Annotated in this window: 11 protein-coding genes; 5 read left to right on the top strand and 6 right to left on the bottom strand. The window is 44.5% G+C overall.

Going from position 1 to position 12,857, the window contains the following annotated elements; translation table 11 throughout:
• Positions 1–60: 60 nt before the first annotated feature.
• Both RH85_RS12100 and RH85_RS12095 read left to right on the top strand, forming a co-directional pair.
• Complete coding sequence (locus RH85_RS12100) at positions 61–1,947, top strand: BCCT family transporter (RefSeq protein WP_039948998.1); 1,887 nt, start codon at positions 61–63, stop codon at positions 1,945–1,947.
• Positions 1,948–2,240: 293 nt separating this feature from the next.
• On the top strand, positions 2,241–3,806 hold the full coding sequence (locus tag RH85_RS12095; RefSeq protein ID WP_006712534.1) for an alkaline phosphatase: 1,566 nt from the start codon (positions 2,241–2,243) through the stop codon (positions 3,804–3,806).
• Between the two features lie 73 nt (positions 3,807–3,879).
• Here RH85_RS12095 and RH85_RS12090 read toward each other — a convergent pair whose 3' ends face one another.
• On the bottom strand, positions 3,880–5,535 hold the full coding sequence (locus RH85_RS12090; RefSeq protein WP_006712533.1) for a mechanosensitive ion channel family protein: 1,656 nt from the start codon (positions 5,533–5,535) through the stop codon (positions 3,880–3,882).
• A gap of 238 nt (positions 5,536–5,773) precedes the next feature.
• Positions 5,774–6,226 carry a YcgN family cysteine cluster protein gene (locus RH85_RS12085; RefSeq protein WP_005600188.1) on the bottom strand — a complete coding sequence of 151 codons (453 nt, stop codon included), beginning with the start codon at positions 6,224–6,226 and terminating at the stop codon, positions 5,774–5,776.
• Between the two features lie 139 nt (positions 6,227–6,365).
• On the opposite strand from RH85_RS12085, the gene RH85_RS12080 reads away from it, so the two are divergent.
• Positions 6,366–6,617 carry a GlsB/YeaQ/YmgE family stress response membrane protein gene (locus RH85_RS12080; protein ID WP_006712532.1) on the top strand — a complete coding sequence of 84 codons (252 nt, stop codon included), beginning with the start codon at positions 6,366–6,368 and terminating at the stop codon, positions 6,615–6,617.
• A gap of 185 nt (positions 6,618–6,802) precedes the next feature.
• Positions 6,803–7,099 carry a YkgJ family cysteine cluster protein gene (locus tag RH85_RS12075; protein WP_006712531.1) on the top strand — a complete coding sequence of 99 codons (297 nt, stop codon included), beginning with the start codon at positions 6,803–6,805 and terminating at the stop codon, positions 7,097–7,099.
• Positions 7,100–7,213: 114 nt separating this feature from the next.
• Here RH85_RS12075 and RH85_RS12070 read toward each other — a convergent pair whose 3' ends face one another.
• The 3 genes from RH85_RS12070 to RH85_RS12060 all read right to left on the bottom strand — a co-directional run bounded on the left by RH85_RS12070 (position 7,214) and on the right by RH85_RS12060 (position 10,419).
• The gene (locus tag RH85_RS12070; RefSeq protein WP_006712530.1) at positions 7,214–8,194 is read right to left on the bottom strand and encodes an aldo/keto reductase; all 981 of its coding nucleotides are present in this window, start codon (positions 8,192–8,194) and stop codon (positions 7,214–7,216) included.
• Between the two features lie 14 nt (positions 8,195–8,208).
• The gene (locus RH85_RS12065; protein WP_006712529.1) at positions 8,209–9,543 is read right to left on the bottom strand and encodes a 6-phospho-alpha-glucosidase; all 1,335 of its coding nucleotides are present in this window, start codon (positions 9,541–9,543) and stop codon (positions 8,209–8,211) included.
• Positions 9,544–9,720: 177 nt separating this feature from the next.
• Positions 9,721–10,419, bottom strand: a complete 699-nt coding sequence (locus RH85_RS12060; RefSeq protein ID WP_006712528.1) for a GntR family transcriptional regulator — start codon at positions 10,417–10,419, stop codon at positions 9,721–9,723.
• A 230-nt stretch (positions 10,420–10,649) separates the two neighbouring features.
• Here RH85_RS12060 and RH85_RS12055 point away from each other — a divergent pair, with 230 nt between their 5' ends.
• A complete protein-coding gene (locus RH85_RS12055) occupies positions 10,650–12,227 on the top strand; it encodes a PTS transporter subunit EIIC (protein ID WP_006712527.1) in 1,578 nt (525 codons plus the stop codon).
• 90 nt (positions 12,228–12,317) lie between these two features.
• Here RH85_RS12055 and RH85_RS12050 read toward each other — a convergent pair whose 3' ends face one another.
• A complete protein-coding gene (locus RH85_RS12050; protein ID WP_006712526.1) occupies positions 12,318–12,716 on the bottom strand; it encodes a hypothetical protein in 399 nt (132 codons plus the stop codon).
• Between the last annotated feature and the right edge of the window lie 141 nt (positions 12,717–12,857).

Raw genomic sequence — 12,857 nt, 5'->3', positions numbered from 1 at the left:
ATAGAAAAGAATAGACCGACATAATGAGCTTCGTTATAGCCTTTATGGATGAAGCTAACTATGAAAAATGACTTTTCTTTGATAGACAAACCTACCTTTTTTGGTGCTATTGCACTACTACTCATGATTGTTGTGCCACTAATGTTGTTCCCCGAACAAGGGGCTGACTGGATCGCAATCGCAAAAACCTTTATGACCGATAAACTCGGTTTTCTCTATCTCGCCTTAGGCATCAGCGCCTTGTTCTTTATGATTTACGTCATCTTTAGTGATATGGGGCAAATCAAACTTGGCGACGCCGACGAAAAACCCGAGTTCTCCACCATGTCTTGGGCCGCAATGCTTTTTTGTGGCGGTATTGGCGCTAGCATCCTGTATTGGGGATGTATTGAATGGGCTTACTATTACCAAGCGCCCCCTTTCCAATTAGAACCAGGTAGTGAAGAAGCGGTTCGCTGGGCAGCCACTTATGGCATTTTCCACTGGGGACCGATTGCATGGGCGATCTATATGATCCCAGCACTGCCAATCGCCTATTTCTTCTATGTACGCAAGCAACCTGTTCTCAAAGTATCAAGCGCATTAATGCCTGTTCTTGGTGAAGAACGCAGTAAAGGGACTGTGGGGAAAATTGTTGATGTGCTATTTATCTTCGGTCTTCTTGGCGGTGCCGCCACCAGCTTGGGTCTTGCTGCTCCACTCATTGGTGAAGGGCTGCATTACTTATTTGGCCTGCCTAAAAACACCTTTAGCCAAGTCTTAGTGCTACTCGTCTGTACCGCTATCTTTGCCTATTCGTCCTACGCTGGCTTAGAAAAAGGCATTAAGTTCTTAAGTAACGTCAATTTTTGGGGAGCAATGGGGCTATTGGTATTCGTTCTATTTGCCGGGCCAACCATTTTTATGCTGGAAACGGGGCTCGATTCGATCGGACGAATGCTGTCTAACTTCTTTATGATGGCAACATGGGCTGAACCATTTGGTGGCTACGGCTCATTTGAGGATACTCATTTCCCACAAGATTGGACCATCTTCTATTGGGCATGGTGGCTCGTCTTTGCTCCGAGCATGGGGCTTTTTGTCGCGCGTATTTCACGTGGCCGTACTATTAAAGAAATGGTTTCAGGTGCCATTTTCTTCGGCTCATTGGGCTGTTTTCTCTTCTTCATGATTCTGGGTAACTACGGTTTATCACTGCAATTATCAGGTGAGCTTGATGTGGTTGGTATTCTCAATACTGAAGGGGCAACCAAAGCAATTTTCTCAATGCTAGAAATGCTACCAATGGGCACCGCAGTTATTGCCGTCTTCACCGTGTTATGTATTATTTTTACTGCGACGACTTTCGACTCGATCTCTTACATCCTTGCCTCGGTAGTACAAAACAATGTGACCGAAGAGCCAATGCGCTGGAACCGCATGTTTTGGGCATTTACCCTCTCTTTCCTACCAACGGTATTGATGTTTATGGGAGGGTTAAGCACCTTACAAACTGCCGCGATTGTTGGCGGCTTACCGCTGCTAGGAATTTCCGTTATGTTGATGATCTCAGCAGTACGTGCGACCTCACTCGATCTTCGCCATCAAGACGACTATGTAGAGTCCACTATCAATATTGAGGAGTTACCTGACGTAGACCCATGGTCAACCGAAGGGATGGCGCTAGCACGCTTTGAGAAAGCCCGTGATACCGCGCAGGAAGCGGCTGAGGCCGAGCGTCTAGCCATGAATGAATTGGCGCATGTACGTAAACAAATTCGTGCTTTTGCACTGGAGCATAGCTTAGATGAAAACTACGCTGATCACCATTTGCCACAAGAGCTGCAAGATGCGTTACAACACGCCCTTGATAACATAGCCAAAGCGAAAGAGTATAAACAACAAGCTTCCGAGCTTTCACAGCAAGCGAGAATGGATTTCAACAACGCCATTCCAAATCCCTCCTAAGCAGCGTCATATCTTTAAATAAAAGCCCACTCTGTGGGCTTTTTTACATCAGCCATAGCCCTCTTCCCTTAACTATTCCCATCGAATTCAAAGCTGATTAATCAGCTTGCTCTTCGGCAAAACAAAGCATTGGCATACCCAATATCACTAGACCAAAATCAAAGTTGGAATATGAATCATTGATGACGATTTTGTGCAGCAACAAAACTGACATCTAAGCATGATTAAGTAAGTCCGTCTTATAAGAGTATCTTTTCATAGGAATTATAATGAAATACCGACTTACACCTACAATGAATGCCGTCGCCACAGCGATGATTGCAACCACCCTTTCTTTCAGCGCCGCGTCGGCTGAAATAAAAAATGTCATTCTCATGATCGGCGACGGTATGGGCCCGCAACAAGTTGGCTTATTAGAAACCTACGCCAATCAAGCTCCACATTCGATTTACAAAGGTCAAAAAACAGCGCTCTATAACCTGGCCGACGAAGGGGTCATTGGCTCTTCTCTGACGCATCCAGAAGATGCTATCGTGGTTGATTCCGCTTGTTCCGCCACCATGCTCGCCACCGGGCAATACACCGCGTCTGAGGTAATTGGTGTTGATTCTCAAGGCAATCACGTTGAAACCATATTAGAAAAAGCGAAAAAGCAAGGTAAGGCGACGGGATTGGTTTCAGATACTCGTCTCACCCACGCAACGCCAGCCGCCTTTGCCGCGCACCAACCGCACCGCTCGCTGGAAAATGATATTGCGGTAGATATGCTCGCCAACAATGTCGATGTGATGCTCTCTGGTGGTCTTCGTCATTGGGTTCCTAAGTCAACCAACGATAAAGGCAGCACCTACCAAGCACTCGAAAAACTGACTCAAGGTGATGTTTACCTCAAATCAAAACGAAAAGATGAGCGTAACTTACTGCAAGAAGCGAGTGACGGTGGCTACACATTGGCGTTCAACCGCCAAATGCTCGAGCAAGCGCAAGGTGACAAGTTGCTTGGCTTATTCGCCTACTCAGGAATGAATGACGGCATCGCTTACCACAACAGTAAGAATGATCCCAAACGCACCCAGCCATCATTGGCAGAAATGACCACCAAAGCGATTGATATCCTCTCTAAAGATGAGGATGGGTTCTTTTTGATGGTAGAAGGTGGACAAATTGACTGGGCGGGACACAGCAACGACGCTGGCACCATGCTCCATGAAATGATCAAATTTGATGAAGCCGTTGATTCCGTTTACCAGTGGGCAAAAGATCGTGATGACACCATTATCATTGTGACTGCAGACCATGAAACTGGCTCATTTGGTTTTAGCTACTCATCAAACGATTTACCAAAACCACAAAAGCGCAGCGGCAAAGCCTTTGAGCAACGTGACTATGCGCCAAACTTCAACTTTGGCCAATTCTCTATCCTTGATGGACTCTACAACCAGAAAATGAGTTATTACGGCATGATTAGTCGTTTCCAAGAATTGGATAAAGCACAGCAAACGCCAGAAAGACTCGCGAAAATCGTCAATGAAAATAGTGACTTTCCCATCACCGCAGAGCAAGCAGAGCGTGTATTACAAAGCAAGCCTAATCCATACCGCTTAGCAAACCACAAATACTTGGCAGAGAAAGACGTCCCTGCCATTAATGATTTCGATGCATTCTTCCCATACAACGACCGCGGCAACCTGCTAGCAAGAGAGCAAGCAACGGCACAAAATACCGTTTGGGGTACAGGTACTCATACTCACACGCCAGTCAACGTATTTGCATGGGGACCTGCGGAAAAGATTTTACCGGTCTCGAAAATCATGCATCACTCGGAATTGGGTGATTACCTGATGACACAAGTTAAGTAATTCATCGAACGACAACAGATAATTAAAAAGCGCCGCTGATGCCTGATCAGGGCGCTTTTGTTATCGAACTCTTTTAGGCGTCTTTCTTATCCACCATATGCAAATGCACATCTTGTTGTGGGAAAGGAATCGACAACCCTTCACGGTCAAAACGTAATTTAACCTCTTTCGTGACATCCCAATAAACATCCCAGTAATCTTCTGTCTTCACCCAAGGTCGCACAATAAAATCAATCGAAGAGGTATTTAAGGTATGCACTTTGATCATCGGCTCAGGGGAGCGCAATACCATCGAATGCGAGGTCACAATGTCATTAAGAACCTCTTCCGCGTGTAATAAATCATCGCTATAGCCGATACCAAAAACCATGTCGACTCGGCGAATACGCTCATGAGTGACGTTTTTAATCACATCGCCCCAAATTTTACTGTTCGGCACAATGATGATCTGATTGTCAAAGGTACGAATCGTGGTATTAACTAAGCTCATATGGCTAACCTTGCCATCAACCCCACCGGCATAAACAAAATCACCCACGTCAAAAGGACGATAGATAAGCAGCATCATCCCTGCCGCGAAATTAGACAATGTATCTTGTAGAGCAAAACCGATAATGACCCCGGCAATACCGAAACCGGTTAGAATTGGTGCTAAATTGAGGCCGATTTGCGAAAGACCGACCATAATACCGATCACCCAAACCGCTTTGCCCGACATCGAAACAAAGAAATCTTGCATCAATTGCGACATCTTCAAGTTCTTTGATGAGACGGTTTTGGTCACCAACTTACGCGCGACGCCTGCTAAGCCTTTGGCAATCAGCAAAATTAATGCAAAAACCATTAATTGGAAAAGATGCTGCGGCGCATTATCGACCAACCAGTCAAACGCATTGCTCGACCACGTAGTAATAATGGCAAGGATGACCTGAGTATTTAGCAAGTCATGAGTAATGCTGCCGGTCACCTCAAACGCTAAACGCTTGTATTCAGATGTTTCTAAACCTAAATGATCACCAATGGTAATAAGATCGCGCATACTATTGGTCGCGATATCCAACCGTTGCTTGATGATCAACTGGCTCAATTGAATCGCCGACTTCTCTGATTCAGGGCTCGTTGCCAGTTGCGTGGTAGTAAACTGGTGTTGCTGATTAAAATACTCTACCGAAGCAGAAAGCAAACGCAGGCGCGTTCCGGTTGATTCCCTTAACGACTCTTCTAACTTGTCATCTGGCTTACCTAGTTTTTTCAACCAAGTGATATTTTGCCAACTGGCAAGATAGACTGAATCCAAGTAATGCTGTAATTCACGATAGTGATTGAGTAGCGACAACTTGTCTTCTGGTGCCGCAGTATCAATCTGTTCATTGATTTGCTTTATTTTGCTGTCTAGATATTCCGTCGCGCCTTTTGCGTAACGTTTTTGAATATTGACCTGCTTGAGAAGCTCCGCTTCATCAATGCCGCCGTTACTCACCGCAACAGCTAACTTTGCTCTTAATTCTTCATTTTTTTGGAATAGTTGTAGTTGAATCGCGTCGCGTTCATCGCCTGTCGAGGAAGACAAACTGTGTGAAAGATCAACAATATCTTGATTAATCGATTGAATCGCCAACTCCGTTTTAGAGAGTTGGGGCTCTTCGACAGCTTGTTCGGCAAACACCGAGAAAGAGAAGAAACTAATAAACACAGCAAGAAAAATTTTCTTACTCAAATGGAATGACATATATACCTCACTTACGAACGCTAGCCAGAAAAGCCTAGCAGAATCCCTTCCTTACCGTATCAATCTACGGTTAAACGTAAGTGTAGTTGGATTGTTAAATCAGAACAGCGACTAAAGAATAAAAACCGCTCTCTGGCGGAAAAAGTAGCCATATCATAGCTACAAAAAAAGGCTTACCGAGGTAAACCTTTTCAATCAAATCAATGTTCGTGTTCAAGCCACAATACTCAGTGCTTCACTATACTTTTTTCGCTGCCCAATCCGGCAAGTTTTGAATATGGTTTTGCCAATCAACCACTTCAATCTCGTACACCACTTTGTTGCGTACGCTTGCGCCTGCTTTATGCATAGCGGCTTTAGAACCGGTAATTAAAGGGTGCCACTCTGGCAGCGGCTCATTGCGCGCCAATAAACGATAAGCACAGGTGTGCGGTAGCCACTCGAAGTCTTCGATATCTTCACGAGTCAGCTTGGTGCAATCTTCATCTGAAGTAAAACGATTCGCGTAATCTTTGCACGAGCACGTCTTTGTATTTAACCAACTACACGCAACGTTGGTGTAGTAGATTTCATCGGTATCTTCATCCATGAGTTTATGTAGGCAACACTTGCCACAACCATCACAAAGCGCTTCCCATTCCTGATCGCTCATTTGCTCTAGTTTTTTTGTTTGCCAAAATTGTTCGCTCATAGACTCATACTTCGATTCAAAACAGGGGGCGATTTATACCGCTCTCGACTAAGAAGTGCAAGTCCTCACCTAAAATAAGCGCTTTACTCAGTCTGTTCTATTCTTAATACGTCATTAAAACGCGAATTAAGGAGAACTGATGGGCATTATTTCGTGGATTATTCTCGGCCTCATCGCTGGGGCATTAGCAAAATGGTTAATGCCAGGAAAAGATGGCGGTGGTTGGATTGCTACAATGGTATTAGGTATTGCTGGGGCATTTGTCGGTGGCTTTCTTGGCGGATTACTTGGCTTTGGTGGTGCAGATGGCGTCAATATAGGCAGCATTATCACCGCCACCTTGGGGGCATTCGTTCTACTCTTCGTCTATAACCGTTTTATGCGAGGGTGAACGAGACCCGCTTCCAATAGCCCCTTTATTGGGGCTTTGTTGGTTTTATCCCTTGTTTACTATTTCTCAGAAAATCGGCTCCCACCTGTATGGACAACGTTGAACTGGAAACTGATGTAGTGATGGTCTAAAATCCCGTCCCTCTTTGTCTATGTAGACAGTCATTCATCACTTTGGTATTGCATATGTCCGATAATCTAATCGCCGTTTCCGATTGGTTTCCTTGCGTCTCAGCGGCAGGCAAAGGTTGCGGAGCATGCTGTATCGCCCCTTCAATCAGCTCTCCTATTCCAGGAATGCCCAATGGCAAACCTGCTGGGGTTCGTTGTACTCAGCTAAATGAAGATAATCTTTGTAAGATTTTTGGCCAACCAGAAAGACCAAAGGTGTGTCTAGCATTTGATAGCGATGAAGCGATTTGTCACGATGGTCCAGAGCAGGCATTAAATATATTGCTCGATCTGGAACACGCGACGGGTTAAACCGTAATCCCACCTTGCTAAACGATACAAAGCTAAACGACACAAAGTGGGATTAAGCCAACTGACATTGTTATTTTGGTGGTCTAACCTTGCTTGCTGAGGATGACTGAGCGGCTAATTTAGATTCCATTTCGCAACAATCTCTTCTGCACGTTGTAAAAGCTCAACGCTTGAAGCGGATTGTACAAATGCCGCGTTATCGCGCACTTGCGCTTGTGTATGCGCACCAGCGATCACTGGCCCCACTTCTTCTTGAGCAACAAGCCAATGAATAGCTAAATGCGCGAGTGGTATATTCGCCTCTCTTGCCAACACTTTTAGCTCTTCAACACAATTGAAATACGGTTCAAACATGTCGCCATTTAATTTCGGGTTATTACGGCGATCATCATTTTCATCCCAGTTCCCACTGCGGTTCAACGTACCGGTTAACAAACCCTGCATCAATGGTGAGTAAGGTAAATACTTCATATCGTGCTCTTGGCAGAACGGTAGCGCTTCTTCGCGAGTACGGTATTGCAGTGGGATATTGTGATAATGCTCTGGGTTTTGCTCCAGTAAGTTATACAGCCCCTGGAAGGTAGCGACTTCGACACCGGCCATCATTTCACGAGTCATATCAAGTGAGTAATTAGAGACTCCCACATGTCGGATCTTACCTTGCTTTTTCAGCTCAGCCAGCGCGTCTGCAGTTTCACTGATTGGTGTATTAGGATCAGGCCAGTGCACTTGATAAAGATCGATGTAGTCAGTTTGTAGGCGCGTTAATGAATCATCTATCTCTTTAAAGATGCTCTCTTTGGTCAAATCTTTGCGCGTCTTTCTGCGCTCATCTTGTGACCATGGTAGACCGCACTTGGTGGCGATAATAATCGACTCACGCTGCTCATCTTTTAAAGCCTTTCCGAGCACAGTTTCAGCGTGGCCCTTTCCATAAACAGGCGCGACATCGAAAAAGTTAATGCCTGTATCAATCGCCGTTTTAATCGCTCGAATCGATTCATCGTCGGTCACGTTATTCCATGTACCGCCGATAGCCCAGCAGCCAAAGCCTACCGCCGATGCATTCATATCTTTAATTTGTTTGAATTTCATAATACTCAATTCCGTTATTTAAGCTCTGGCCAGTAATCTTTATTCGCTTCGATCATTTCATCGAGGATCAACTTGGCAACTCGTGCCGAAGGAATGGTTTTATTGAGAGCAAATGCTTGCAGCGCTTTTTCATAAGAGCCTTCAATCGCCGCATCCACTAAGCACTTTTCCGACATCAGCTGTTGCTGCAACATGCCTTGATAGAAGTGTGGCACCTCACCAACTTGAATTGGGAACACTTTGTCGCGACCAAGCAAAGCTGGCACCTCAACCATAGCATCATCAGGCAATCCTTTGATCAAACCGTTGTTTGGAATGATCACTAACCACTTCTGGCGCAGGTCATAAGCCATCGACATTGCCACGTCGGCAATAAATTCACCATGTACACCGACGTGGAATTTACCTTCTACATTACCGTCAGAGGCTTTGATTTGTTCAATCGCTTCGAACATTTTCTTCTCACGGCCTTCCATCACTTCGTTGGCACGGGTGCTCTCTGGGTTCGATTGCTCAACAATTTCGTCTGCCATTAAGTAATATTGCAAGTATGTGTTTGGCAAGTACTCAGGGAACATTTGTACCAAAGGCTTAGTGTTCTTAAAGGTTTTGATCCAAGACGGCTCAGAGTGGCAAGCGTTCTCGACTTCTTGCTCTGTCAACATGCCGAACTTTTGAATGTGCTCACGCAGCACAGGCAGTTTCTCTTCACCATCAACTTTGATGGAAGTAAACCAGCCATAGTGGTTCAAACCAAAGTATTCAACATCAAGTTCATAGCGGTTAACGCCTAAGATATTCGAAAGATTACGCTCGATCGCCACTGGCATATCACAAATGTTCAGCACCCGAGAATTAGGACGAAGGCGGTGCACTGCGTCAGCAACAATGGCGGCTGGATTTGAATAGTTCAACATCCAACACGTCGTTTTAGAGAAACGCTCCATATGATCAATTAATTCAATCATTGGGAAGATGGTGCGCATACCGTAAGCCAGACCACCAGCCCCACATGTTTCCTGACCTACACACCCATGACGTAATGGGATTTTCTCATCTTGTTCACGCATCTTATATTGGCCGACACGGATTTGAGCAAAGACGAAATCGGCATTTGAAAATGCCACTTCAGGCTCAGTCGTCACGGAAAGATTCACATGCGGCGCATGAGTTTTCACGACATAATCAACCAGCACCGCAACGTTGTCTTGACGCTGCTTATCAATGTCATAGAGGCGAATTTCTGCAATCGGGAAGTCGTCTCCTTTCATCAGCAGTGCTTTCACAATGCCAGCCGTATAAGTAGAGCCGCCGCCAGCAATAGCGATAATTTGCGGTTGTTTATTCATAACCATCCTCGAACAAGTATTATTAGCTTTAAAGGTTATATTTTTATATGACCTATTTCTTAATTGGTTCCATCCTATTATTTACAATGGACATGACAAATAATTAAGATTGATAATGTGATCTCGTCGAATTTATTTCGAACATTGGTTATTAAAATGGTGAATAAAAAATACCAATTACCTAGGTAAATATATCGCTAATTTATGTGCATCAGGGTGGAACCACGCTTCGGTATAATCAAAACGGCGGCCATCTTTTAAATTAGAAACCGAGCGTAAGTTCATCACAGGAGAAGCCTTATCCATCGCCAATAATGACAGCAATGCTTCGTCAGGCTCAACGGCAGTAAACTCTTGGCGACTGCCTTCAATGATCATCCCTTTGTCGCGCTCTACATAGTCAAACTTAGATTTCTCCAAGGTGGATATATTAAGGTCAGGGAAAAGTGAGACTGGCATATAACTGTCTTCGACAATTCTAGGTAGATCATCAACATACTTAACACGGCGAATATAATACAGCGCTTCACCCTCGTTGATTTCAAGCATTTTATGGATAGCAGGGTTATCAGTTATCATGCTGAATTGAAACACTTTATAGCGTACCGTTTTATTACAGCCCCCTAAGATTTCCGTAGTGCCCGCTAAGCCACGCAACTCGTGAGAATACTGTTTTCCCAACACATACGTGCCCGAACCTCGACGTTTCTCAACCAAGCTTAATTTCACCAACTCATCGACCGCTTTACGAATAGTAATTCGACTAACATCATATTCTTCTATCAGTTGTCTTTCCGTTGGTAGTGCACTGCCAATCTCATAGACTCCACTATTGATTTTTTGCTTGAGGTCATCCAAGACCTTTTTGTACAACATAATTAATAACTCCAACACAAAGGTTATATTAAGCACAAGATAACATGACATATTAAGTTATAGATAGGTCATATATCACAAATATTAACCCCAAAAGTTGTCATGACTTATTTAAATCATAGAGTGTGCAAGAAGCGACGAAAAAACAGCAAGTGACATGACAAAATTGGCGAGCCGCTTTTGCAATGCCACTTGCACACAAATACTAATAATTAATCGAGACAAGAAACATGAACAAGGAAGCAATCACCACTTACCTCAGTGATTTATCTCGGGCAATGCTAGCTCCAATCTATGTCTTACCGCTTGTTGGCTTTGTTATTGCGATTGGCGCAGCTGTGACTAACCCTGGTATTGTCGAACTATTGCCATTCCTCGACGCCCCATTTTTTAAAGGGATGGGCGAAGTTCTGGTTTGGTCAACGCTGAGTGTATTGATCAATCTCCACATCATTTTTGCTGTTGGCATATCAATGGGACTCGCCAAGAAAGACAAGCATCTCGCGGCCTTTAACGCCATGATCCTGTACTTCGTTTATCTCTACACCATGAACACTTATATGAAGTTCAATGGGTTACTGATAGACGGAGATTTAGGAGGAACAGGCCAAGCGACCATCATGGGCTTACAAGTCGTCGACACCGGTATCTTTGTCGGCATGCTCATTGGTATCGTAAATGCCTACTTCCATAACAAATACAGCCAAAAAGTGCTTAACGGCGCTTTGTCACTCTATGGTGAGTCACGCCTTGTTCTGATCATCATGCTGCCAATCACGATTGGGCTTGGTCTGCTTTTTACCCATATTTGGCCACCGGTACAGCAGGTCATATTCCAGTTTGGCGAAGAGATCCGCGGCGCAGGCTCGATGGGCGTTGGTATGTATGGTTTTCTTGAACGTATTTTGATCCCAACAGGCTTACACCACTTACTTTGGGTGCCGATGCATTTTACCGATCTCGGTGGATGCCAAGAGATCGCCGGTCAAAGCTACTGTGGTGTTGAAAACATTTTCCTCGCGGAGATTGGCGATCCACAAACCACTCGTCTCTCTAGCTCAATCATTTTTGACTCGCGTAGCTTGGTGAAAATATTTGGCCTAACTGGCGCTGGCTTAGCGATGTACCACTGCGCTGATGCAGATAAACGATTGAAAGTAAAAGCTATCGTCTTTCCCGCGATTGCATCATCTATCCTCGTGGGTGTCACAGAGCCGATTGAGTTTTCATTCTTGTTTGTCGCCCCTATTTTGTTTGTAGTACATGCCATTCTAACCGGCCTATTTATGTCGCTACTGGCCGTGTTCGATATTGTAGCGGTCGGTAAAGGTGGCCTGATTGATTTTATCGTCTACAACGTTCCGCTGGGCACAGAGAAAACCGATTGGCCTTACTACTTACTCGTCGGCATGGTGCAATTAGTGGTTTATTACGCAGTATTCCGCATGTTAATCACTAAACTCAATCTAAAAACGTTAGGTCGCGGAGAGTCTGAGCTAAAACTGCATGACAAAGCCGACTACAAAGCCAAACAACAAAACCAAACTATTGATGCCGTTGCTGGACAATATAATTCTGCCGCCATCATTGAAGGCTTAGGCGGCAAGGACAATATTGTTGACGTACAAAACTGCTATACACGCCTACGTGTGGAAGTGCGTCAACCTGAATTAGTCAACGAAGCCATCATTCGCGAATCGAATCCTATGGGCGTGGTGCTAAAAGGCACCAACATCCAAATCATCTTTGGTAGTCATGTAGCGGCTGTGCGACAGGAAGTGAATCAACAGCTACAAGTTATGGCTTAACCAGCTCGCGATTCAAACTACAAAAGGGAAGCCATGCTTCCCTTTTTCATTATTATTTTTTAGTCCCTTTCAAGACCCCATCAGTGACGGCTAATGACGCTTACGCTGAGAGATAAACACCCAAATAAAGAACAACATAAAGACAAAGTCATTTAGGCCATAGATGGTATAAAAAGCCCCCGCAAAAACATCATGCTGGTATACAGAAGATAAATCGTTATGGCTAATCCACAGCAACCAAGCAACAACATACACCACCTTCTCAATAGCAAATGCCCCTGCCAACCATGTGATGTTGCCTTCAATCGTTGCCGCGCCCAAATACGCAAGTCCCCATACCATAATCATCAACAAACCGAAGTTCGACATCACAACCGGGTCAAATTGATTAATTACGCTATTGGTAAAACCACGAGAAAAGATCAATACACCACCGATATTCATAGCCGCCGCTAAGACAAAGCCCAGTTTCATTACTTTATTGTTCATCTTGCTATCCCATATTGAGCAACCTTATATAAACGAATATAGATGGCTTCACTAAATGGCGCTACAGAAAAGCATTGCGACACCATTGCTGCATTAACATGAGTTTCGGTTGCTCCCATAAAAAAACCAGATATACAATCT

Origin of the sequence: Vibrio ichthyoenteri ATCC 700023, from assembly GCF_000222605.1 — a bacterium.
Classification (GTDB): domain Bacteria; phylum Pseudomonadota; class Gammaproteobacteria; order Enterobacterales; family Vibrionaceae; genus Vibrio; species Vibrio ichthyoenteri.
The sequence above is the reverse complement of the archived record's forward strand: the minus strand, read 5'-3'. Positions and strand labels throughout refer to the sequence as shown.